We start from the raw sequence: 21,582 nt of genomic DNA, 5'->3' as shown, positions 1-21,582 counted from the left end.
GCAGCGATGAGCCGCAGCAAGGCGAATACCGAATACCGGCAGACCATCCGCGCGCTGTCCGACCGCCTGGTCGAGGCGCAGACGCCGATCCGCGTGCTGGATGCGATCAAGTGGGACGACGGCATCCGCGAGGGCTTTCTCAAGGCGCGCGGGCAGAAGCTGCCGGCGGTGGACCGGGCCTACTACCAGGGCCGCCCGCTGTCGTTCGATCCCGACGACAAGAAGCAGCAGTTCCAGCAGATCGAGCGCGACATCACGCGCCAGCTCGGCCAGTTCAGCCCGGTCGGGCAGATCATGCGGCGCATGTGCAAGGAATACCGCATGGTGATCCGCATGCTCGAGGCGCGCGGCACGCCCGACTTCGGGCTGATCTCCCAGGAGCTGTACGGCTCGGCCTCCGATGCCTTCCATGCCGGCGACCCGACCCTGGCCGACCTCGGCGTGATGTTCTCCACCTACCTGGACAACATCGCCGACCGCAGCGACCTCAAGGACGAACCCAAGACCCTCAACGCGACCGAGGCGGTGGCCCTGCTGCAGGGCCAGCTCAACGGCGTGTTCGGCGACGAGGCGGTGGTGCGGGTGTTCGAATCCGACGGCATCCTCGCCGATGCCGCGGCCGGCGCCGACTACATCAAGATCCGCGCCGACGCGCTGTTCAACCAGCGCGACATCCGCGCGCTGGCGGTGCACGAGGGGCTGGTGCACGTCGGCACCACCCTCAACGGCCTCAACCAGCCGATCTGCACCTTCCTGGCCAAGGGCCCGCCGTCGTCGACCATCACCCAGGAAGGTCTGGCGATCCTCATGGAGGTGATCGCCTTCGCCTCCTACCCGACCCGGCTGCGCAAGCTGACCAACCGCACCCGCGCCATCCACATGGCCGAGGAAGGCGCCGATTTCCTGCAGATCTACGAGTTCTACCGCGAGCAGGGCTACACGGCCGAGGACAGCTATTCCAACGCCATCCGCGTGTTTCGCGGCTCGACGCCGGACGGCCTGCCGTTCACCAAGGACCTGTCCTACCTCAAGGGCTTCATCCTGATCTACAACTACATCCAGCTCGCGGTGCGCAAGGGCAAGCTGGAGCAGATCCCGCTGCTGTTCTGCGGCAAGGCCACCCTCGAGGACATGCGCACCCTGCGCCAGCTGGTCGACGAGGGCCTGGTGGTGCCGCCCAGGTACCTGCCGCCGCAGTTCAGCGACCTCAACGCGCTGTCGGCGTGGATGTGCTTCTCCAACTTCCTCAACCACCTGAGCCTGGATCGCGTCGAGGCCGACTACGCCAACATCCTCTGACGGGCCGTGCCGGCCCGTCGTGCCTTTCCTCCCGATTGTTCCGGAACCATCTGCATGAGCGAGCGCAATCCCATCCCCCTGATCCTCACCGCCATCGGCAGCGTCGCCGGCACGGTCGCCGTGCTCGGCTACTACGGCTACCTGCACATCGCCAAGCCCGAGGACGCGCTGCTGCTGAGCGACTACACCATGCTCAAGACCATCCCCGGCGAGGACTACAAGGTGTCGCTCAAGCCGGCCGACCAGGTCGCCCAGTGCATCGACGGCGTGCTGGTGCTGTTCGACATCAACCAGAAGGGCCTGACCGGCGTGCTGGTCGACAACAAGAAGCGCGCCGTGCGCTGCATGGGCCAGGAGACGCCGCAGGCCGAGTGAACCCCGCGCGCTGGTCTATCCTTGCCCGGACCAGCAGGAGCGGGAGGGTGGCGCGGTGATCGTCTGCAAGCGGGTCTATCAGCCGGCGGCGGCGGATGACGGCTATCGGGTTCTGGTCGACCGGCTGTGGCCGCGCGGCTGTCGCAAGGCCGAACTGGCGCTGGATGCCTGGCTGCGCGAGCTGGCACCTTCGGACGGCGTGCGCCGCGCCTTCGCCCACGAGCCGCAGCATTTCGACGCCTTCCGCGCGGCCTACCGGGCCGAGCTGGCGGCTGCGCCGGCGCTCTGGCAACCGCTGCTGGAGCGGGCGCGCTCCGGCACCCTGACCCTGCTGTACGCCGCCCACGACGAGCGGTTCAACAATGCGCAGGTGCTGGCCGAGTTTCTTGCCGAGCGGCTGGCCGCCCCCGCCCCCTGACAGGGAGAGGTTCGATGAGTGTTCGTGCATCCATCCTGCGCGCCGCCGGAGCGCTGTGGCTGGTCGCGCTGCTGGAGACCGCGCAGGCCGCTCCGCTGCCGGACAGCGAGCATGGCCCGCTGGTGCTGGCGGAGGTCGCCGGCGGCCTCGAGCACCCCTGGGCGCTGGCCTTCCTGCCGGACGGCCAGGGCATGCTGGTCACCGAGCGCCCCGGCCGGCTGCGCCGGGTGAGCGCCGCGGGCGAGTTGTCGGCACCGCTGGCCGGAGTGCCGGCGGTGTTCGCCCAGGGGCAGGGCGGCCTGCTCGACATCGCCCTGTCGCCGCAGTTCGCCACGGATCGCCTGGTCTATCTCAGCTACGCCGAGCAGGGCGTCGATGGCCGCGCCGGCACCGCGGTCGGTCGCGGGCGGCTGTCCGCCGACCTCGGGGCGCTGGAGGATTTCCAGGTGATCTTCCGCCAGCAGCCCAAGCTGTCCTCCGGCATCCACTTCGGCTCGCGGCTGGTGTTCGATCGCGCCGGCTACCTGTTCGTCACCCTCGGCGAGAACAACCAGCGCCCCACCGCCCAGGACCTCGACAAGCTGCAGGGCAAGGTGGTGCGCCTGCACCCGGACGGCCGTATTCCGGCGGACAATCCCTTCGTCGGCCGTCCCGGCGCGCGGGCGGAGATCTGGTCCTACGGCCACCGCAACCCGCAGGGCGCCGCGCTCAACCCGTGGACCGGCCGGTTGTGGATCCACGAGCATGGGCCGCGTGGCGGCGACGAGATCAACATCCCCCAGCCGGGGCGCAACTACGGCTGGCCGCGGGCCACCCACGGCATCAACTACAGCCTGCTGCCGATCCCCGAGGCCGAGGGCGAGAGGGTGCCCGGTACCGAGCCGCCGCACCACGTCTGGAAGAAGTCGCCGGCGCTCAGCGGCATGGCCTTCTACGACGCCGAGCGCTTTCCGGCCTGGCAGCACAGCCTGTTCATTGGCGCGCTGGCCCAGCAGGCGCTGATCCGTCTGAGCCTCGATGGCGACCAGGTGGTGCGCGAGGAGCGCCTGCTGGAGGAGAAGAACTGGCGCATCCGCGACGTGCGGGTGGGGCCGGATGGCTGGGTGTATGTGCTCACCGACGAGAGCGACGGCAAACTGCTGCGCCTGGGGCTGGCGCAGCCATAGAGTTCAGCGGCGAGGCGGCTTCAGAAGCGCTCGCTGGCGCCGAGGTAGCGCCACTGTACCGGCTGCAGCCTGGCCATGGCCAGGCGGCCGATGCGGATGCGGCGGATGCCCAGTACCTGCAGGCCGACGCTGCGGCACATGTGGGCGATCTGGCCGGGCTGCGGTGCCTTGAGGGCGAAGCGCAGGCGGGTTTCGCTCTGCCAGCTGACCTTGCACGGAGCCAGCGCCCGGCCCTGATAGCTCAGGCCGTGATTGAGCAGTGCGAGCTGCTGTGGCTCGAGGGTGCCGGTGACCTCGACGATGTATTCCTGCTCGATCTTGCTGAAGTCGTCGGTCAGCTTGCGGATCACGCCCCAGTTCTGGGTCAGCACCAGCAGGCCGGAAGCCTCAGGCTCCAGGGGCAGTGGCACGCTCAGGCGCTGCAGGTGGCGCCTGAGCAGGCGCACCCCGGAGGCATCGTCCGCCGCGCGGCTTTCGGCGCCGAGCAGTTCGCTGGCCTGCTCGGCATCGACGCCGGCCGGCTTGTGCAGGATCAGGGTGACCGGCGGCTGGGATTCCGCCCGGGCGCCCTCGAGCAGGGCGATGGCCTGCGCCTGCACCTTGAACTGCGGCTCCTCGACCACCTGACCGTCAACCGTCACCCAGCCGCCCTCGATGTACAGCTCGGCCTCGCGGCGCGAGCAGGGCAGCAGTTCGGCGAGGCGCTTGGACAGGCGGACGGGATCGGTCATGGGGTCACTTCTTGCTGATGGTGATCTGGCGCGAGCTGCCGTAGGTCTGGCCGCTGACGCCGCGGGGGATCTGCTGGACCTCGCCGCCGGCCTTGAGGAAGGCGGCCATCTGCTCTTCGAGCGCACGGCGGGCTTCGGCGGAGGGGACGGGGGCGACCTTCTGCTTGGACGAACCGGGTTTGCTTTGCATGAGGATTCTCCTACCTGCAGCGAAAAAGGCCGCCCATTATACATGAATCGGCGATCAAATTTTGTTCAATTGGCCGGGATCTGCGAAGTATTTGACGGAAATCAGTAGGTGAAAATCGCGGAAGTCGCGATTTTCACCGGCACGACTCAGCGTTTCGCGGCCAGCAGACGGTAGCTGTTCAGGCGGTCGGCGAAGCTGTGGGTCACGGTGACCAGGCCCAGTTCGTCGAGCTGGTAGTCGCGGGCGTGGGCGTGAAACTGCTCCCAGCACTGCTCCGGGGTGCCGACCACCATGGCGTCGCGGGTGGCGTCCAGCTCGGCCAGGTCGCTGGGGCTGAGCTGGCGGCGGCGCTGGTCGATTTCCTCGGGGCTGAGCAGCGGCTCGCGGGCGCCGCGGCCGGTCATCATCTTGCGCCAGGCGGCGGTACTGGCGATGCGCCTGGCCTCTTCCTCGGTTTCTGCACAGATCACCGCCAGCGCCAGCATGCGCGCGGGCTTGTGCTCATGCCCGGCCTCGCGGAAGTGGCGCTCGTAGTTGGCGAAGATCGCCGGCGAGCAGGCCTGCGGGGCGATGAACTTGGCCACCGACAGGCCCATGCCCAGGTAGCCGGCCAGCGACGAGCTGCCGCCGCCGGAGCCGAGCATCCACAGCTGCGGCGCCGGATCGTTGTCCGGCAGGCAGCGCAGGCGGCTGTAGGGATGGCGCTCGGGATACTCGTTGCGCAGGAAGGCGCACAGCTCGGCGGCCTGCTGCGGGAAGGTGTCTTCTTCCAGCTGCTCGTAGGGTGCCGCGAGGGCCGCGGAGGCCAGCGGCGTGCCGCCCGGGGCGCGGCCGATGCCGAGGTCGATGCGCTCGGGGAACAGGCTGGCGAGCATGCGGAACACCTCGGCCACCTTGTACGGGCTGTAGTGGGTGAGCATCACGCCGCCGCTGCCGATGCGCATGTTCTGCGTGGCGCTGGCCACGCGGGCGACCATGATTTCCGGGCAGGGATTGGCGAACTGGATGCTGTTGTGGTGTTCGGCCAGCCAGTAGCGGTGGTAGCCCAGCTCGTCGCAGGCGCGGGCCAGCTCGACCGAGCTGTTGGGCGCCTCGCGGGCCGGGCGGTCGCCGTGGACGGGCGTCTGGTCGACGATGGTGAGCTTCAGCGACATGGCGGGTCTCTCGGGAAAGCGGCGGGTGGCGCAGTATAAAGTCGGAAAAGCAAAAGCCCCGCACTGGGCGGGGCTTTTGCGAGGCGGGAAGCCGGATCAGATGATCTGGACTTCGTCAGCCTGCAGACCTTTCTGGCCCTGGACGACCAGGAAGGAAACGGCTTGGCCTTCCTTCAGGGTCTTGAAGCCGTCGGCCTTGATGGCGCGGAAATGCACAAACACGTCCGGACCGCTCTGCGGGGTGATGAAGCCGAAGCCTTTTTCATCGTTGAACCACTTGACGGTACCGGTTTGGCGATTAGACATGGTTGTCTCCTTGGACAGTGTTGACTACGGCACCGGAACTGCCCGGGGCCGGAACTGAGTGCAAGGAGCCAGGAAAACCGAAATATGATTGGATCAAGATCTAAACCAGTCGATTACGATGACACAAGCAACACAGTGGGGAGCACCCTACTTGGTAATGCGGTCCGGTGCAAATCCTTTCTGCAGGTCGTGCCTCCGCCTTTTGGCGGATGGCGTTTCTCGGTGCGGCGCGGCACGTCGGCCCTGCAGCAAGCAGCCCTTTCGAATCAATGAGTTACGAGGCCCCTCCGGGCCGTCGTGCAGTCCCGGGCATCCGTCGGGAAAGGACGGGGAAATCCGCGGCCGTGTTGCATCAGCCGGCCGCGTGCCGGCGGGCGATCTCGGCTAGAATGCCTGCCCTGGCAATCAAGGTACGCGACATGGCACTCATCGGGCGGTTCAACTCTCTGCAGGTGGTCAAGCACACCGACTTCGGCCTCTATCTGGATGGCGGGCCGGACGGGGAAATCCTCCTGCCCAGGCGCTATGTGCCCAAGGGCGAGCCCTGCGAAGTCGGCGACTGGCTCAACGTGTTCGTCTACCTCGACAGCGAAGACCGCATCATCGCCACCACGCAGAAGCCCAGGGTGCAGGTGGGCGGCTTCGCCAGCCTCAAGGTGGTGGCGATCAACCACGTCGGCCTGTTCCTCGACTGGGGGCTGCCCAAGGACCTGTTCCTGCCGCATTCCGAGGAGAAGCGCCCCCTGCAGGTCGGCGACTACGCCGTGGTGCACGTCTATCTCGATCCGCGCACCCGGCGGATCACCGCCACCGCGCGGCTGGACCGCTACCTGGACAACACGCCGGCCAGCTACCAGCCGGGTCAGGCCGTCGACCTGCTGGTGGCCGAGCGCACCGACCTGGGCTTCAAGGCCATCATCGACGGCAAGCACTGGGGGCTGATCCACAAGAACGAACTGTTCAAGTTCATCCGCCCGGGCATGCAGGAGACCGGCTACATCAAGGAAGTGCGCGCGGACGGCAAGATCAGCCTGAGCCTGCAGCCGGTCGGCCGGCAGGCGGGCGACCAGCTGGGCGAGCAGATCCTCGCCCAGCTGCGCGCGGCCGGCGGCCGCCTGGCGCTCTCCGACAAGAGCCCGCCGGAGGAGATCGCTCGCCTGTTCGGCGTCAGCAAGGGCAACTTCAAGAAGGCCATCGGCGGCCTGTACAAGCAGGGCCTGATCGTCATCCACGAGCAGGGCATCGAACTGCGCTGAATCCTCAGCGTGGCGTGCCCCACAGCTCCTGCAGGCGGGCGTCGCGGCCGCAGCGGCTGCGGTAGAAGTGGTAGCGCAGCGGATTGCGACGCGCGTAGTCCTGGTGGTACTCCTCGGCCGGATAGAAGGTGCCGGCGGGGAGTATCTCGGTGACGATGGGCCGGTCGAAGCGCGCGGAGGCCTGCAGCGCCGCCCTGGAGGCCTCGGCCTGGCGTCGCTGCTCGGCGTCGGCATAGAAGATCGCGCTGCGGTACTGCGCGCCGATGTCGCAGAACTGGCCGGTGGCGGTCAGCGGGTCGATGTTCGGCCAGAAGGCCTCCAGCAGCCTGGCGTAGCTGGTCCGCGCCGGGTCGTAGCGCACCAGCACCGCCTCCAGATGGCCGCTGCCGCCGGCCGAGACCTGCTCGTAGCTCGGGTTGGCCAGCGTGCCGCCGGTATAGCCCGAGGTGGTGGACAGCACTCCCGGCACCTTGTCGAAATCTGCTTCCAGACACCAGAAGCAGCCGCCGGCGAAGATCGCCGTGGCGTCCGCCTCGGGCGTCGCCGTGGGCGTCTCGCCTGCGCTCGCCAGCGACAGGGCACCGAGCAGGGCGGCTCCCGTCAGCAGGGCGCGCAGCCCCACCCTGACCTGTCTGCGCATGCTCAGCTCCTCAGCTCCGGCAGGGGTTCCTCGCGCGGCACGAAGTGCAGCGCCAGGCCGTTGTTGCACCAGCGCTCGCCGCGCGGCGGCGGGCCGTCGTCGAACACATGGCCCTGATGCCCGCCGCAGCGCGCGCAGTGGTATTCGCTGCGCGGCCAGAACAGCCTGAAATCGCGCCGGCGGCCGATGTGCGCGGGGTCGAGCGGCTGGGTGAAGCTCGGCCAGCCGGTGCCGCTGTCGTACTTGTGGCGGCTGTCGAACAGCGGCAGGTAGCAGGCGGCGCAGACGAAGGTGCCGTCGCGGTGTTCGTCGTTCAGCGGGCTGCTGCCGGCCGGCTCGGTGTCCTCCTCGAACAGCACGCGCCAGGCTGCCGGCGGCAGCAGGGCTCGCCACTCCTCGGGCGGCTTGTCCAGCCGGGCAACCGTGGCGAGGGGCGTTGCCCGCGCCGGGCGGATGCCGCGCTCCAGCAGTGCCCAGGCGGGCAGCAGGGCGATGGCCCGCAGCAGATGGCGGCGATGCATGGCGACACCTCCGGGAGGATGCTCTGTGCAAATATTAGACAGCCTGGCGCGGCGCCGTTCCCGCTTGCGGGCCGGCGGCATCCTCGGCTGCCGATGGACGGTCGCCGACCGGGCCGAGATTCGCCCGGCAGCGCGACGCTCGCCGTGATTTGTGCAAGCCGTCCCGGGAGGAGGCCCGTCAGCGCCTGGCCGGATGTGCAGCCCTGCAACCATCTCGTGCGAAATCAGCTGCTTGCGGCGGGATCGCAGACGTTTCCACCTGCCCCGCTGCGTGGTCGAAGGGCCGGCAGGTGTCGGGCGATTCCATGAAAAATGCAATCTTGTCTATGAAAGGTGCATTCTGTCACCGTCGATGCCATCACATAATGCCCCCCGGATTGCTGGAAGCGCGCAGGCAGAGTGCCTGCGGATCGACCAGACTGAATTGATCCTGGCAGTTGGGCATTTGCCGCGACCCGCAGGTGGCGGCAGACACAATAAGTATCGACCGGTATAGACAGACAGCCATGAAAAGAGCGAACCCCCTTCTCGAGAAACTGCAAACCATCCTGCCGGCCATCGCAGCCAACGCCGCCCGCGCGGAGCTCGAGCGCAAGGTCCCGGACGAGAACATCGCTCTGCTGAAGAGCATCGGCATGCACCGCGCCTTCCAGCCCAAGGCCTATGGCGGTCTGGAAATCTCCCTGCCCGAATTCACCGACTGCGTGGCCGCGCTGGCCGGCGCCTGCGGCGGCACCGCCTGGGCCTTCAGCCTGCTGTGCACCCACAGCCACCAGCTGGCCATGTTCCCCAAGCAGCTGCAGGACGAGATCTGGGGCGACAACCCGGATGCCACCGCCAGCAGCAGCATCGCGCCGTTCAGCACCATCGAGGAAACCGAGGGCGGCGTGCTGCTCAGCGGCGAGATGGGCTGGAGCAGCGGTTGTGACCACGCCGAGTGGGCCATCGTCGGCATGCGCCGCAAGAATGCCGAAGGCGAGCTGGTGTACAGCTTCGGCGTACTGCCGCGCAGCGACTACGAGATCCGCGACGACTGGTTCTCCGTCGGCATGCGCAGCAGCGGCTCGAAGACCCTGGTGATCAAGAACGCCTTCATCCCCAACCACCGCATCCAGGCGGCCAAGGACATGATGGAAGGCAAGTCCGCCGGCTTCGGTCTGTATCCGGACAGCAAGATCTTCTACACCCCGTACCGCCCGTACTTCGCCTGCGGCTTCTCCGCCATCAGCCTGGGCATCGCCGAGCGCATGCTGGTCGCCTTCAAGGAAAAGCAGAAGAACCGCGTGCGCGCCTACACCGGCGCCGCTGTCGGTGCCGCCACCCCGGCGCTGATGCGTCTGGCTGAGTCGACCCACCAGGTCGCTGCCGCCCGCGCCTTCCTCGAGAAGACCTGGGAAGAGCACGCCGAGTACGGCGAGCGCCACGAGTACCCGAGCCGCGAGAAGCTGGCCTACTGGCGCACCAACCAGGCCTACGCGGTGAAGATGTGCATCGCCGCCGTCGACCGCCTGTTCGAGGCCGCCGGCGCCACCAGTTGGTTCGAGAACAGCGAGATCCAGCGCCTGTTCCGCGACTCGCACATGACCGGCGCACACGCCTACACCGACTACGACGTCTGCGCGCAGATCCTCGGCCGCGAGCTGATGGGCCTGGAGCCGGACCCGAGCATGGTCTGAGTCGCTCCGCAATGAACAAAGGGGGATTGCCGCAAGGCAATCCCCCTTTTGCTTGCCTGCGCCACCCGCGGGTGGCGCCGCCCCAAGGTTCAGTCTATGCGGGTGAAGGTGGCGGTGCCGATGCCTTCGATCTGCTGGATCAGGGTGTCGCCGCCGTCCTCGACACGGGCGTGCAGCAGGGTATTGCCCTTGCCGTCGCGGGCGGTGACGTAGCCGTCGCGGTGGATCCATTCGGCGATGGCCAGCTTGTTGTCGCCCTCGCGGATGTACTCCGGGGTCAGCTCGACGGTCGTGCTGCGGACCTTCACGCCCATGGCCTCGGTGGTCATGTCGTAGGTGCCCTCGACGACATTGCCAGCCACGGCCGAGCCGGCCAGGGCCGCCAGCAGGAGGGAGAGGGGGGCGAGGGTGCGAATGTGCATGGGCGTACCTTCCTGGTCGTTGGCATCTCGTGTCGTGCGGCCCGCCAGCGGGCAGCGGCGACTGACGAGTCCAGACTAGGCAACGCCATGCAGGGTTTTGTTGATGCAAGTCGTGAAAAAGCCTGCAGTTCGATGAATTTTCCGTGACAGTCGCGTTTCTTCGGCCAAAGAAAACCCCGCGCAGCCTGGCTGGGCGGGGTTTCGGGGCGATCCGCGGCTCAGGCGCTCGCGGAGCTCTCGCGGTTGCGGATCATGTCGGCGATGGCATGCATCGGCCGTTCGAGCATTTCCTTGACCTCGTCGCTGGCGCCGACCCGCTCCAGCGCCCGGTTCATGCACAGCAGCCACTGGTCGCGCTCCTTCGGGCCGATGGCGTACGGGCGGTGCGGGCCGGTCATGCAGATGCTGCCGTACTTCTGCGCATACAGGGGCGGCCCGCCCAGCCAGCCGGAGAGGAACTCGAACAGCTTCTGGCGGATCCCCGACAGGTCCTCGCCGTGCATGCGCCGGATGTCCGCCGCCTCCGGCAGCTGATCCATGCAGTCGTAGAAGGCATCGCACAGGCGGCGCACGCCTTCCTCGCTGCCGAGCAGTTGGTAGGGGGTATGGTTCATGGCACGACTCCGCCGGGTTGTTCTTGTGGACGGAGCCGATGGTGCCTGAGTGCCGTGCTGGGGATTTGACCCAGATCAGTGGCCGGCATGCCGCCGCGGAGCGCCCGCGCCCTGGTTGCGCGCGGATGTCCCTGGCGGGCGATCGAGGCAGCTACTGCTGCGCCGGCAGCCTGCGGGTCATGGGCACCGCCAGCAGATAGCCGATCAGCATGCCGGTCACGTCCGCCAGCAGATCCTGGTATTCGCCGAAGCGGTAGCCGGTCATCAGCTGCAGGTTCTCGATCAGCACGCCGTAGCCCAGCAGGCCGAGCAGCAGGAGCAGGCGCTGTCCGGGAAAGGCCATGCGCCCGAGGAAGGTGAGCACGGCGAAGGCCAGGACATGATTGCCCTTGTCCCAGCCGGTGCTGAACATTGCCGAAGGATTCTTCATCAGCGCCAGGACCAGCACGCTCGCCGTGCAGACGGCGAAGGCCAGGATCCAGAGCGCGCGGGGAATACGGAAGAGCATCGTGTACCAGTCGGTTGGTGGAGGAAGGGATGTTCCTTATACTGCCGTGCCTTTTTCAGACCCTGGCAGGTCGGCGAACGAGCCGGCCGCCGCGTACGGATGATCCCGCACAATGCTTCAGAATTCCAATCGCCTCGAGCGCGTCCTGGTCGCCTCGGTCCTGATCCTGCTGGTGTGGCTGCCGCTGCCGCTGGGCAGCAATCGCGACTGGTCGATGGGGCTGCTGGCGGCACTGGTCGGCCTGATCGGCTGCGTCTGGGGTGTCGCCCTGTGGCGTAACGCCCTGCCGGCGAGCAAGGCACTCAGACCGGCACTGCCGATGTTCGCTTTGTTGCTGTCGAGCCAGGCCTGGGTGGCGGTGCAGTGGCTCGGCGGGCTGACGGTGGATGTCGGTGCAACCTTCCAGTACCTGATGCTCGGCCTCGCCTACAGCCTGCTGTTCCTGATGGTCGTCAGCCTGTTCCATACCCGCCGGCGCCTGACCCTGCTGCTCAGTGTCGTGGTGATCAGCGGTACCTTCCAGGCCTTCTATGGCGCCTTCATGACACTGTCCGGCAGCGAAGGCCTGCTGGCCTCCATGGGGCTCGGTCATGCGGAAGTGACCAGCGGCACCTACGTCAACCGCAACCACCTGGCCGGCTATTTGGAGATGACCCTGGCCTGTGGCATCGGCCTGCTGCTGGCGCTGCGCGATGGCCAGCCGTTCCGCTGGGTGAACCTGCTCGAGCTGCTGATGGGGCCGAAGGCGCGCCTGCGCCTGGCGCTGGTAGTGATGGTGATCGCCCTGGTGATGACCCGCTCGCGCATGGGCAACATGGCCTTCTTCGCCAGCCTGATGGTGGTCGGTGCGGTCTTCATCCTGCTCAACCGCGAGCATCGGCTGCGCAACGGCCTGATCCTCGCCAGCCTCGTCCTGATCGACATGCTGGTGATCAGTCAGTACTTCGGTTTCGACCGCCTGAGGGATCGCCTGGTGGAGACGCGCCTGAACGACGTGGTGGTCGAGGGGCAGGTAGTCCAGCGGGCCAACGAAATCCGTGACGACGTATTCGCCTACACGGTGCCGCTGATGATGGACAAGCCGCTGGTCGGGCAGGGCGCCGGCAGCTTCGAGGCAGTGTTCCCCAGGTATGCGGGCGAGGACGTGCGCAACCACTTCGATCACGCCCACAACGACTACATCCAGTTCGTCATCGAGTACGGCCTGATCGGCACGCTGCCGCTGGCGGCGTTCGTGCTGCTGGCGCTGTGGCGTGCCCTGCAGGCCCTGTGGCGGCGCGAGTCGCTGTACCGCAGCGGCGTCGGTTTCGGTGCGGCGATGGGCATCGTCGCCATCGGCATCCACTCCAGCGTCGACTTCAACCTGCAGATTCCCGCCAACGCCGCCAGCTTCGTGGCGCTCTGCGCGATTGCCGTGCTGGCCAACCAGCACAGCAACCCGCGGCGCCGGTCCGCAGCGTTCGAGTGAGGCGCGGCGGGCGGCATGCGCACGGCTACGCGCATCCGGACTGCAGGGTCTGCGTGGCAAAGCCCTCCACGCTGCGGCTGTCGCGGCTGAATTCCACGCCGATCAGATAGCCCACCTCGCGGAAGGTCTGGATGCCGATGGGCAGTTTCTTGAGTTGCATGATCAAGACCGGGGCAGGAAGCGATTGTCGCGGTTGTAGTCCTTCCCGCAGGTCCGGCCGAGCGCCACGCCGCAAACGCAATGGCCGCCGGCAGCGGTTGCCCCTGCCTGCGGCCATGCGTCTGCGCGGCGAGCGCGGGGGCCGTCAGCCCGGCTCGCCGCCGATCAGCTCCAGCAGTTCGGTGGTCCTGGCCTGCATCAGCGCGCTGTCGCCGCGGCTTTCCACGTTGAGGCGGATCACCGGCTCGGTGTTCGAGGCACGCAGGTTGAAGCGCCAGTCGGCAAAGGCCACGCTCAGGCCATCGGTGTAGTCCAGCGCGGCGCCGTCGGTGGCGTAGACGGACTCGACGCGCTGGATCACCTCGGCGGCGTCGGCCACCTTGCGGTTGATCTCGCCGGAGGAGGGGAAGGCGGCGATGCATTCGCCGACCAGGCTGGACAGCGACTGGCCGCAGCTGCACATCAGTTCGGCCACCAGCAGCCAGGGGATCATGCCGCTGTCGCAGTAGGCGAAGTCGCGGAAATAGTGGTGCGCGCTCATCTCGCCGCCGTAGATGGCGTCGACCTCGCGCATCTTCTGCTTGATGAAGGCGTGCCCGGCCTTGCACTGCACCGCCTCGCCGCCGTTGTGCTCGACGAGGGCCAGGGTGTTCCAGGTCAGGCGCGGGTCGTGGATGATGCGCGCGCCGGCTTCCTTGCGCAGGAAGGCCTCGGCGAGCAGGCCGACGATGTAGTAGCCCTCGATGAACTGGCCCTGCTCGTCGAACAGGAAGCAGCGGTCGAAGTCGCCGTCCCAGGCGATACCCAGATCGGCACCGTGGGCCAGCACCGCATCGCGGGTGGCGGCGCGGTTGTCCTCCAGCATCGGGTTGGGGATGCCGTTGGGGAAACTGCCGTCCGGCGTGTGGTTGACCTTGATGAACTCGAAAGGCACGCCGCGCGCCTGCAGGGCCGCCTCGATGGCGTCCAGCGCCGGGCCGGCGGCGCCGTTGCCGGCGTTGACCACCAGCTTCAGCGGCTTGAGCGCGCCGCAGTCGATGTAGGACAGCAGGTGCTCGACGTAGGCGGGGCGGCAGTCGACCTGCTGCAGCTCGCCCGGCTGCGCGGCCGGGGCGGCGAACTCGGCCTTCTCGGCGAGCAGGCGGATGTCTTCCAGGCCGGTGTCGCGGCTGATCGGCTGCGAGCCATCGCGCACCAGCTTGAAGCCGTTGTAGTCGATCGGATTGTGCGAGGCGGTGACCTCGATGCCGCCATCGGCGCCCAGTTGCCAGGTGGCGAAATACACTTCCTCGGTGCCGGTCATGCCCAGGTCGAGCACCTTGACGCCGGCCTCGGTGAGGCCGCGGGCCAGGGCCGCCTTGAGGACCGGAGAGGTCTCGCGGATGTCGCCGCCGAGCACCACGGTCTGCGGCTTGAGCCATTCGGCATAGGCGCGGGCGATGCGATAGGCAATGTCTTCGTTCAGCTCGCGGCCCAGCTGGCCGCGGATGTCGTAGGCTTTGAAGCAGGTCAGTTTCGTCATGAGCGTCGATTCGGCGGCTTCCTGCCGCATGGGGGAATGATCGGGCGCGGGATTATCCGGCAGCACGGGAGATTGCTGCATGAGAATTTCGCGGTCGGTCGCAGGGCTGTGAGGGCTGTGAGGGCTGTGGGGGCTTTGAGGGCGGTGTGGCGATGGCCGCCGTTGCGGCGCCGCGCGGCGACCTGGGTACCTCCGGAGGGGCGTAACTGAGGGGATGCGTGTCCCTGCGGAGACCGATGCTCAAAGCCCCTTCAGATATAGGTTGTCGAAGCAGTAGTTGGTCGCCTCGACGTAGCCCTCGGCGCTGCCGCAGTCGAAGCGCTGGCCCTTGAACCTGTAGGCCAGCACGCAGCCGCTCTGCGCCTGCTTCATCAGCGCGTCGGTGATCTGGATCTCTCCACCCTTGCCCGGCTCGGTGTCGGCGATCAGGTCGAAGATGTCCGGGGTGAGGATGTAGCGGCCGATGATCGCGAGGTTGGACGGCGCGTCCTCCGGCCTGGGCTTCTCGACCATGGTGTTCACCCGGTAGATGTCGTCGCGGATCATCTCGCCGGCGATCACACCGTACTTGTGGGTCTGGTCGCGCGGTACTTCCTGGATGGCGACGATTGAGCAGCGGAACTGCTTGTACAGCTTGACCATCTGTTCAAGCACGCCGTCGCCGCCGAGGTTCAGGCACAGGTCGTCAGCCAGTACCACGGCGAACGGTTCATCGCCGATCAGCGGTTGGCCGCAGAGGATGGCATGACCGAGGCCCTTCATCTCCACCTGGCGGGTATAGGAGAAGGTGCACTCGTCGATCAGCTCGCGGGTGCCGGCCAGGTACTTCTCCTTGTCAGTACCCTTGATCTGATGCTCAAGCTCGTAGCTGATGTCGAAGTGGTCTTCCAGCGCACGCTTGCCGCGGCCGGTGACGATGGCCATGTGCTGCAGCCCGGCGTCGCGGGCCTCCTCGACCGCGTACTGGATCAGCGGCTTGTTGACGACAGGGAGCATTTCCTTGGGCATCGCCTTGGTGGCCGGGAGGAAGCGGGTGCCGTAGCCGGCGGCGGGGAACAGGCATTTTCGGATCATGGGGAGTCCTTGCATGGCGGCAGGGGCATTAAAGATAAGGAGTTTCGTGCAGGGCTTAGCATGGCGCTTGGGTAAGGGGGCTGCTGTGGCGAGGAACGTCGGGGGCACGGCGGAGCTGCTATATCGCACCCTGTTTGGGAGCAGCGATCAGCCTGCGTATCCCCTCGGGTTGGTCGACTGCCAGCGCCAGGTGTCGGCCATCATCGTGTCTATGCCATGCTCAGCCTTCCAGCTCAGCTCACGCTCGGCCTTGCCCGGATCGGCCCAGCACTCGGCGATGTCGCCGGGACGGCGCGGAGCGATGTGGTAGGGCACCGGGCGACCGGATGCCTGCTCGAAGGCCCGTACCATCTCCAGCACGCTGTAACCGGTTCCGGTGCCCAGCAGGTTCCAGACGTGCACACCGCTCCCCTCCGAGGTCGCCTGCAGCGCCTTGAGGTGGCCGTCGGCGAGATCGACCACGTGGATGTAGTCGCGCACCCCCGTACCGTCGCAGGTCGGATAGTCGTCGCCGAACACGGCAGGCTCCCTGAGCTTGCCGATGGCGACCTGAGTGATGTACGGCCGCAGGTTGTTGGGGATGCCGTTCGGATCTTCGCCGATCAGCCCGCTGTGGTGAGCGCCGACCGGATTGAAGTAGCAGAGGAGGGCGATGCTCCAGCGTGAATCGGACTTGGCAAGATCGCGCAGCACCTCCTCGACCATCAGCTTGGAACGGCCGTAGGGATTGGTGGGGATGCCGGTGGCGAAGTCCTCGCGAATGGGCATCTGGCGAGGCTCACCGTACACGGTGGCCGAGGAGTTGAATGGCGTGGGCCATGGCCTGACAGAGCGTCACGCTGCCGGCGACATTGTTCTCATAATAGGCTAGCTGTGTAAACCCAGTACGTTGTTCAGTGAAAGTACGACGCGGCTGATCGGCGAGTTATATGCGAGGCTCGCATGCGGCCTATGCCAGTTGTAGTGATGCAGCCAGGCAGGCAAGTGCGCGGCTCTCTGCTCGGAGCTGTCATAGCTCCGGGCGTAGACCCACTCACGCAAGGTCGTCTGGATGAAACGCTCGGCCTTGCGTTGGTGCGTGGCGTATAGGGCTTGGTGCGGATGTGCCGTAGCCCAAGGCGAGCGCATAAGCGCTGGAACGCCCGGGAACGGTAGCAGGAGCCATTGTCCGTCATGACCCGTCGGAAGCGGATGCCCAGCCCACGATAGTAACGCAGGGCCTGCACAAGCACTGCTGCCACGCTCATCCGGGTGCAGGCTGGTGAAGGCCGGGAAGCATCGTCGATGGCCACATGGACGAACTCCCAGCCGGCGCCGTCGGAGCACTGCTGACGGTCGCTGGTGACCCGATGCCCGGGCTTCCAGAAACGACCGAGTTTCTTGATGTCCAGGTGCAGGAGATCGCCAGGGTTGGCGTACTCGTAGCGCACCACCACCGGGGCTGGTTCCAGCTCGGCCAACCGGTGAAAGCCGGCCTGCTTGAGATGGCGGGCGACAGTGCTGACGGCCAGACCGAGCATCTGGGCGATCTGCCGGTAGGTCTTGCGCGACCGGCGCAGCTTAATCAGTTGCTCGATCATGGTTGCTGCCGTGGCATGCGGACATGAGTGCGGCCGTGACGAACGATCCATCAAGCCGATTTCACCCTCCTCGCGAAAGCGTCTGAGCCACTTGTAAGCCGTGCGGACACTCACCCCTGCGGCTTGCGCAGCATCCTCGACACGCAAGCCGTTGAGCATGCGCTGAACCAGAAGGGCTCGACCTCGTGGGGTAAGACGGGCATGTTTATGCAGGTTCACCCGGGGCTCCTGGAAGGCTGTGTTGGTCGCGCTTCCAGAATTCCGGGAATGCCCCGGATGAACAACCTACTGAGAGATCACAGCTAGCGGTTCTCGCACGCTCTCGCCGACGGCCTTGAGGCCGGCGAAGTGGAGTACGGCGTCAATGTTGTAGTTGGCGAATATCTCGTCGAGCAAGGTGCGATCACGAATGTCGCCCTGTATGAAGAGCGGCGCCCTGCCGCAGATGCCTTCGATGCGGTGCAGCGATTCGACCGAGCTGTTGCAGAGGTACCACCACGTCGAAGCCGGCTTCGAGCAGGGCGAGAGTGGTATGCGAGCCGATATAGCCGGCCCCGCCGGTCACCAGGATTTTGTTGAACACGGGCAATCGTCCATGAGCTGAGTTGAGGGAAAACTGCGCGGGTGGATCGAGCTTCGATGGGAGGAAGCTCCTACGATGCCTTGTGCGCTACCACCTGCGGACGGGGAGTCACCAACGGAATCTGCGGGATGGCCGCAGCCCCGCCGCGCTGGCGGTAGATCAGGTCGACGATCTCGGCTTCCGGGGTATAACCGCTGACCATCTGCAGCAGCAGCTCGCGCACGCCCAGGAAGTCATCGGCCTTGATGGCATCGACCAGCGCACGCAGCAGTACCTTCAGCTCGTTCCAGGAGATGTAGTCCTCGTTGGCGCGCATGATCATCGGATGATCGGTGGGCAGCACGTTGTCGCCGATGAGCAGTTCCTCGTAGAGCTTCTCGCCGGGGCGCAGGCCGGTGAACTCGATGGCGATATCGCCCGCCGGGTTGTCCTTCGAGCGCACGCTGAGGCCGGAGAGATGGATCATCTTCTCCGCCAGCTTGGCGATCTTCACCGGCTCGCCCATGTCCAGCACGAACACGTCGCCGCCTTCGCCCATGGCGCCGGCCTGGATCACCAGCTGCGCGGCCTCGGGGATGGTCATGAAATAGCGGGTGATTTCCGGATGGGTCACGGTGATGGGGCCGCCGCGCTTGATCTGCTCGCGGAACAGCGGGATCACCGAGCCGGACGAACCCAGCACGTTGCCGAAACGCACCATGGTGAAGCGGGTACGGTTGGTCACCGGAGCCTCGCCCGGCACCTCGTAGAGCGCCACCTGCTTTTCCCGTGCCAGCGCCTGCAGCACCAGCTCGGCCATGCGCTTGGTGCTGCCCATCACGTTGGTCGGGCGCACCGCCTTGTCGGTGGAGACCAGCACGAAGTTGGGCACGCCGGCGCGCAGTGCCGCCTGCGCCGTGTGCAGGGTCCCCAGGGTATTGTTCAGCACGCCCTCGGCGATGTTGTGCTCGACCATCGGCACATGCTTGTAGGCCGCAGCATGGTAGACGGTATCCACGCGCCAGCTGCGCATGACGTCGAACATGCGCCCGGCATTGCGTACCGAGCCGAGGATCGGCACCAGCCGCAGCTTGAGCCCCTCGCGACGGATGCGCTGCTCCAGTTCGGTATGGATGCTGTACAGGTTGAATTCCGAGTGCTCGTAGAGAATCAGCGTGGTCGGTTCGCTGCCGACGATCTGCCGGCACAGCTCCGAGCCGATGGAACCGCCGGCGCCGGTCACCATCACGGCCTGGCCACGGATGCAGCGTTCGAACAGCACGGCCTGCGGCGCCACCGGGTCACGACCGAGCAGGTCGGCGATGTCCACTTCCTGCAGATCGGAAACATTGACCTTGCCGCTGGCCAGGTCCATGAAGCTGGGAATCGAGCGCACGTGTACCGGCAGCGGCTCGAGCATCTCGAGAATCTCGCGACGCCGCACGCGCGAAGCCGAAGGAATGGCGAGGAGAATCTCCTCGGTGCCGGTTTCCTCGAGCATGCGCTGAATCTGCCGCGGGCGGTACACCGGCAGGCCGGCGATCACCCGCTTGGCCAGGCTGCGGTCGTCGTCGATGAAGGCTACCGGGCGCATGGTGCGATCCATGCGCAGCGCCTTGACCAGCTGGTTGCCGGCAATGCCGGCACCGTAGATCGCTACCTTGGGCTGGTCGCCATCCTGTGAGCGGAAGGAGAGGCTGGCCAGGTTGAACCAGTCGCCGGTGAAGTACTGGCGCATGGCCACGCGCAGGCCGCCGATCAGCAGCAGGCTGAGCCACCAGTAGTTGAAGACGATGGAGCGCGGTACCAGTGCCGGAGTGTCGCCCCAGAGGACGATCACCAGAGCCAGCAGCAGGGCGGAAAGGGTCACCGCCTTGCCGATGGAGACCAGCGCCTCGTTGCCCAGGTAGCGCATCACCGCGCGGTACATGCCCAGGCGCACGAACAGCGGCAGGCCCACCGCCGGTGCGGCGAGGAACAGCCAGGCATGGTGTCCGAACGGCTCCACCTGGCTCATGTCGTCCAGTCGGATGGCGAAGGCCAGCCAGAGGGCCAGCCAGAGCAGCAGTACATCGACCGCTACCTGGAGGAGGCGTTTCTTGGCACGCGGAAGATCAAGCAACTGCTGACGCAGGGCAGGTAGATTTCCTTTCATTGGACGATCCCTGAAGAGTCAAGCCGGATGCGAGCAAAGCCCAGATGAAGCCTGGGTCGTCGCCATTGAAAACTCGGGCAACATTTTGCCATCAGTGCCTTACGATATGGAATGAACGCGACAGATGTCACGCAAGGGAAACAGACGGGTGGTGTTCTCTTGCACCGGCGCGGGATTCAGGCGTTGCATTGACTTCCAATATTTGACCGGGCGGCATAATGGCCCCATCGGGTACAACGACGTTGTATCCGGCACAGCAGCCAGCTTGCAACCAGGTCCGAGAGCCAATCTGCACCCCACCAGCAATCTGTACACCAACCCCCAGATGGGCAAAGTCGCCCAAGCTGGCATCATGGTCCACCGTGGCATTGGCGTTGATGATCGCGCCTACGCCAATGTGCACGTCGACGCCGACCATGGCCAAAGCCATTACCGCCGTGCCTTCTCCGATTCTTGCCGAGGGGCTGATACAGGCGAGTGGGTGAGTCACTGTTGCCACGCTTAGCCCGGTCGAGCGGATCTCGGAGAGCCATTGTTCGCGTAAGGCATTGTTACCCACTGCCGGAATGGCGGCATCTGCCTCTCCGGCCACCCCGGCTAGCGTCGCGATATTGGCAACCACCGGCAACCCGAAGGACTCACTGAGCAGTGGCCAGCGGTCGTCAACAAAACGTACCTGCTGCCATTCGCCTGACAGCAATGCGGCTTCGGCCACTGCCTTGCCATGTCCGCCGGCACCCAATACCAGCAAGGTACGCTTCCGCGTCTCCGGCTTCTCCAGTTCTCCTGCGCGGAACTTGATTGCCAGCAGTACCAGCGGCAGATAGGCGATCAGCACACCCAATACTGGCTCAACGCCACCGAGACCGACCCACAGGGCTATCGGCAGCAGCCAGAACAGGTTGATCGCGCCTACAGCCAGTGTTACTGGCAAATGCCGACCAAACTGGCGAGATGCATACTGATAGGCATGGCTGCGGTGGGCCTCATAGACCTTGTCGCCGCGCAGCAGTCGACGGAGCAGGGTGAAGGTGGCATCGACGATAAAAACGCCTAGCAGGATCACCCAGCTCCACAACAACTGCGGTGCTACCCACGCAGCCTGCAGCGACAGGATGCCCAGGGTAATACCGAGAAAGCCGCTGCCGGCATCGCCCATGAAGATCCGTGCCGGGGGGAAGTTCCAGTACAGGAAGCCCGCTACCGCCACCGCGAGCAGTAGCGGCGCCACGGCTGCCGAGGATGCACCAAGCAAGGCATACAGCAGGACGCCGCCGAGGCAGACACTGATGGCCTCGACGCTGGCAATACCGTCAATGCCATCCATGAAGTTGTAGAGGTTGAGAATCCAGACCAGATAGACCGCGGCGAGCAGATGACCCGCCCAACCCAGGTCGAGGGAGTAGCCGAAGATCATCAGCGGAGGAAGTCCGCCCAGCCAGAACAGCGCCCAGATGGCTCCGGCGAAATGCCCCAGCAGACGCCAGCGCGCGGCGATATGTCCATGGTCATCGAGAAAGCCGAGTATCGCGATGCCTGCACCCGCCCCCAGCAGAGCCCACACTTGATCCCAACTCGCCAGCTTGGCTAGTCCCAGCAACGGCAAGGCAAGTAGAAAGCTCAGCACAATCGCCACTCCACCACCACGGGGGGTTGGAACACTATGCGAGCTGCGTGCATTGGGAATATCCATGATGCTGCGTGCCAATGCATAGCGACGCAAGCCACCAGTCAGCGCAAGAGACAGGCCGGCCAAGACCGGTAAAAGGAGCCAAAACGACATCGT

21 protein-coding genes and 4 pseudogenes are annotated in these 21,582 nt (G+C 66.1%); 7 read left to right on the top strand and 18 right to left on the bottom strand.

What is annotated here, in order from left to right; all coding sequences use genetic code 11:
• Positions 1–6: 6 nt before the first annotated feature.
• The 4 genes from SK095_RS08615 to SK095_RS08600 are packed head-to-tail and all read left to right on the top strand — an operon-like array spanning position 7 to position 3,258.
• Positions 7–1,299, top strand: a complete 1,293-nt coding sequence (locus SK095_RS08615) for a flavohemoglobin expression-modulating QEGLA motif protein (RefSeq protein WP_201485976.1) — start codon at positions 7–9, stop codon at positions 1,297–1,299.
• Positions 1,300–1,353: 54 nt separating this feature from the next.
• On the top strand, positions 1,354–1,674 hold the full coding sequence (locus tag SK095_RS08610) for a hypothetical protein (protein ID WP_136487989.1): 321 nt from the start codon (positions 1,354–1,356) through the stop codon (positions 1,672–1,674).
• Between the two features lie 55 nt (positions 1,675–1,729).
• Positions 1,730–2,092, top strand: a complete 363-nt coding sequence (locus SK095_RS08605; RefSeq protein ID WP_136487990.1) for a DUF488 domain-containing protein — start codon at positions 1,730–1,732, stop codon at positions 2,090–2,092.
• 14 nt (positions 2,093–2,106) lie between these two features.
• A complete protein-coding gene (locus SK095_RS08600) occupies positions 2,107–3,258 on the top strand; it encodes a PQQ-dependent sugar dehydrogenase (RefSeq protein WP_320548581.1) in 1,152 nt (383 codons plus the stop codon).
• Positions 3,259–3,278: 20 nt separating this feature from the next.
• Here SK095_RS08600 and SK095_RS08595 read toward each other — a convergent pair whose 3' ends face one another.
• From SK095_RS08595 to SK095_RS08580, 4 genes are all read right to left on the bottom strand, one after another.
• Complete coding sequence (locus SK095_RS08595; RefSeq protein ID WP_320548580.1) at positions 3,279–3,989, bottom strand: rRNA pseudouridine synthase; 711 nt, start codon at positions 3,987–3,989, stop codon at positions 3,279–3,281.
• A 4-nt stretch (positions 3,990–3,993) separates the two neighbouring features.
• On the bottom strand, positions 3,994–4,179 hold the full coding sequence (locus SK095_RS08590) for a hypothetical protein (RefSeq protein WP_320548579.1): 186 nt from the start codon (positions 4,177–4,179) through the stop codon (positions 3,994–3,996).
• Between the two features lie 146 nt (positions 4,180–4,325).
• Entirely contained in the window at positions 4,326–5,333 is a 1,008-nt protein-coding gene (locus tag SK095_RS08585) for an MsnO8 family LLM class oxidoreductase (protein WP_320548578.1), read from the bottom strand.
• A gap of 96 nt (positions 5,334–5,429) precedes the next feature.
• A complete protein-coding gene (locus SK095_RS08580; protein WP_090347369.1) occupies positions 5,430–5,639 on the bottom strand; it encodes a cold-shock protein in 210 nt (69 codons plus the stop codon).
• Between the two features lie 419 nt (positions 5,640–6,058).
• Between SK095_RS08580 and SK095_RS08575 the strand changes: the two genes are divergently transcribed.
• Entirely contained in the window at positions 6,059–6,895 is an 837-nt protein-coding gene (locus SK095_RS08575) for a S1 RNA-binding domain-containing protein (RefSeq protein WP_320548577.1), read from the top strand.
• 4 nt (positions 6,896–6,899) lie between these two features.
• Here the strand turns inward: SK095_RS08575 and msrA are convergent, their stop codons facing one another.
• Positions 6,900–7,535 (bottom strand): peptide-methionine (S)-S-oxide reductase MsrA, encoded by a 636-nt coding sequence (gene msrA / locus SK095_RS08570; protein WP_320548576.1) that lies wholly within the window; start codon positions 7,533–7,535, stop codon positions 6,900–6,902.
• A gap of 2 nt (positions 7,536–7,537) precedes the next feature.
• Positions 7,538–8,056 (bottom strand): peptide-methionine (R)-S-oxide reductase MsrB, encoded by a 519-nt coding sequence (gene msrB, locus SK095_RS08565; protein ID WP_201485980.1) that lies wholly within the window; start codon positions 8,054–8,056, stop codon positions 7,538–7,540.
• A 506-nt stretch (positions 8,057–8,562) separates the two neighbouring features.
• On the opposite strand from msrB, the gene SK095_RS08560 reads away from it, so the two are divergent.
• Positions 8,563–9,732, top strand: coding sequence for a p-hydroxyphenylacetate 3-hydroxylase oxygenase component (locus SK095_RS08560; protein ID WP_320548575.1), 1,170 nt, complete (start codon positions 8,563–8,565; stop codon positions 9,730–9,732).
• Positions 9,733–9,821: 89 nt separating this feature from the next.
• On the opposite strand, the gene SK095_RS08555 is transcribed toward SK095_RS08560, so the two are convergent.
• The 3 genes from SK095_RS08555 to SK095_RS08545 all read right to left on the bottom strand — a co-directional run bounded on the left by SK095_RS08555 (position 9,822) and on the right by SK095_RS08545 (position 11,276).
• A complete protein-coding gene (locus SK095_RS08555; protein WP_320548574.1) occupies positions 9,822–10,154 on the bottom strand; it encodes a hypothetical protein in 333 nt (110 codons plus the stop codon).
• A gap of 218 nt (positions 10,155–10,372) precedes the next feature.
• On the bottom strand, positions 10,373–10,768 hold the full coding sequence (locus tag SK095_RS08550; protein WP_320548573.1) for a group II truncated hemoglobin: 396 nt from the start codon (positions 10,766–10,768) through the stop codon (positions 10,373–10,375).
• A gap of 151 nt (positions 10,769–10,919) precedes the next feature.
• The gene (locus SK095_RS08545) at positions 10,920–11,276 is read right to left on the bottom strand and encodes a VanZ family protein (protein ID WP_136488000.1); all 357 of its coding nucleotides are present in this window, start codon (positions 11,274–11,276) and stop codon (positions 10,920–10,922) included.
• Between the two features lie 112 nt (positions 11,277–11,388).
• Between SK095_RS08545 and SK095_RS08540 the strand changes: the two genes are divergently transcribed.
• On the top strand, positions 11,389–12,744 hold the full coding sequence (locus SK095_RS08540; protein WP_320548572.1) for an O-antigen ligase family protein: 1,356 nt from the start codon (positions 11,389–11,391) through the stop codon (positions 12,742–12,744).
• Between the two features lie 25 nt (positions 12,745–12,769).
• On the opposite strand, the gene SK095_RS08535 is transcribed toward SK095_RS08540, so the two are convergent.
• From SK095_RS08535 to SK095_RS08495, 9 genes and pseudogenes are all read right to left on the bottom strand, one after another.
• A complete protein-coding gene (locus SK095_RS08535) occupies positions 12,770–12,904 on the bottom strand; it encodes a hypothetical protein (RefSeq protein ID WP_320548571.1) in 135 nt (44 codons plus the stop codon).
• A gap of 144 nt (positions 12,905–13,048) precedes the next feature.
• A complete protein-coding gene (locus SK095_RS08530; RefSeq protein WP_320548570.1) occupies positions 13,049–14,425 on the bottom strand; it encodes a phosphomannomutase CpsG in 1,377 nt (458 codons plus the stop codon).
• 240 nt (positions 14,426–14,665) lie between these two features.
• Positions 14,666–15,499: a UTP--glucose-1-phosphate uridylyltransferase GalU gene (gene galU, locus SK095_RS08525; protein ID WP_320548569.1), complete on the bottom strand. Its 834-nt coding sequence runs from the start codon at positions 15,497–15,499 to the stop codon at positions 14,666–14,668.
• A gap of 147 nt (positions 15,500–15,646) precedes the next feature.
• Positions 15,647–16,370, bottom strand: a pseudogene (gene galE / locus SK095_RS08520) (UDP-glucose 4-epimerase GalE); the annotation flags it as partial.
• Positions 16,367–17,298: pseudogene (locus SK095_RS08515) on the bottom strand (IS481 family transposase). The pseudogenes galE and SK095_RS08515, both read right to left, overlap by 4 nt.
• Before the next feature lie 84 nt (positions 17,299–17,382).
• A pseudogene (locus SK095_RS08510) lies at positions 17,383–17,662 on the bottom strand (SDR family NAD(P)-dependent oxidoreductase); the annotation flags it as partial.
• Positions 17,663–17,732: 70 nt separating this feature from the next.
• On the bottom strand, positions 17,733–19,796 hold the full coding sequence (locus SK095_RS08505) for a nucleoside-diphosphate sugar epimerase/dehydratase (RefSeq protein ID WP_320548568.1): 2,064 nt from the start codon (positions 19,794–19,796) through the stop codon (positions 17,733–17,735).
• Positions 19,797–19,923: 127 nt separating this feature from the next.
• On the bottom strand, positions 19,924–20,538 hold the full coding sequence (locus tag SK095_RS08500; RefSeq protein WP_320548880.1) for an acetyltransferase: 615 nt from the start codon (positions 20,536–20,538) through the stop codon (positions 19,924–19,926).
• A 30-nt stretch (positions 20,539–20,568) separates the two neighbouring features.
• Positions 20,569–21,579: pseudogene (locus tag SK095_RS08495) on the bottom strand (MraY family glycosyltransferase); the annotation flags it as partial.
• Positions 21,580–21,582: the final 3 nt, after the last annotated feature.

Source organism: Pseudomonas sp. AN-1 (assembly GCF_034057115.1).
Lineage (GTDB): Bacteria > Pseudomonadota > Gammaproteobacteria > Pseudomonadales > Pseudomonadaceae > Geopseudomonas.
This window is presented reverse-complemented; position numbering and strand designations above follow the sequence as displayed.

Coding starts and splice junctions, on each gene's coding strand:
- SK095_RS08585 (WP_320548578.1), bottom strand. CDS start 5,333: ATGTCGCTGAAGCTCACCATCGTCGACCAGACGCCCGTCCACGGCGAC.
- SK095_RS08555 (WP_320548574.1), bottom strand. CDS start 10,154: ATGCACATTCGCACCCTCGCCCCCCTCTCCCTCCTGCTGGCGGCCCTG.
- msrA (WP_320548576.1), bottom strand. CDS start 7,535: ATGCGCAGACAGGTCAGGGTGGGGCTGCGCGCCCTGCTGACGGGAGCC.
- SK095_RS08615 (WP_201485976.1), top strand. CDS start 7: ATGAGCCGCAGCAAGGCGAATACCGAATACCGGCAGACCATCCGCGCG.
- SK095_RS08575 (WP_320548577.1), top strand. CDS start 6,059: ATGGCACTCATCGGGCGGTTCAACTCTCTGCAGGTGGTCAAGCACACC.
- SK095_RS08560 (WP_320548575.1), top strand. CDS start 8,563: ATGAAAAGAGCGAACCCCCTTCTCGAGAAACTGCAAACCATCCTGCCG.
- SK095_RS08505 (WP_320548568.1), bottom strand. CDS start 19,796: ATGAAAGGAAATCTACCTGCCCTGCGTCAGCAGTTGCTTGATCTTCCG.
- galU (WP_320548569.1), bottom strand. CDS start 15,499: ATGATCCGAAAATGCCTGTTCCCCGCCGCCGGCTACGGCACCCGCTTC.
- SK095_RS08545 (WP_136488000.1), bottom strand. CDS start 11,276: ATGCTCTTCCGTATTCCCCGCGCGCTCTGGATCCTGGCCTTCGCCGTC.
- SK095_RS08590 (WP_320548579.1), bottom strand. CDS start 4,179: ATGCAAAGCAAACCCGGTTCGTCCAAGCAGAAGGTCGCCCCCGTCCCC.
- SK095_RS08540 (WP_320548572.1), top strand. CDS start 11,389: ATGCTTCAGAATTCCAATCGCCTCGAGCGCGTCCTGGTCGCCTCGGTC.
- msrB (WP_201485980.1), bottom strand. CDS start 8,056: ATGCATCGCCGCCATCTGCTGCGGGCCATCGCCCTGCTGCCCGCCTGG.
- SK095_RS08550 (WP_320548573.1), bottom strand. CDS start 10,768: ATGAACCATACCCCCTACCAACTGCTCGGCAGCGAGGAAGGCGTGCGC.
- SK095_RS08580 (WP_090347369.1), bottom strand. CDS start 5,639: ATGTCTAATCGCCAAACCGGTACCGTCAAGTGGTTCAACGATGAAAAA.
- SK095_RS08530 (WP_320548570.1), bottom strand. CDS start 14,425: ATGACGAAACTGACCTGCTTCAAAGCCTACGACATCCGCGGCCAGCTG.
- SK095_RS08535 (WP_320548571.1), bottom strand. CDS start 12,904: ATGCAACTCAAGAAACTGCCCATCGGCATCCAGACCTTCCGCGAGGTG.
- SK095_RS08610 (WP_136487989.1), top strand. CDS start 1,354: ATGAGCGAGCGCAATCCCATCCCCCTGATCCTCACCGCCATCGGCAGC.
- SK095_RS08595 (WP_320548580.1), bottom strand. CDS start 3,989: ATGACCGATCCCGTCCGCCTGTCCAAGCGCCTCGCCGAACTGCTGCCC.
- SK095_RS08600 (WP_320548581.1), top strand. CDS start 2,107: ATGAGTGTTCGTGCATCCATCCTGCGCGCCGCCGGAGCGCTGTGGCTG.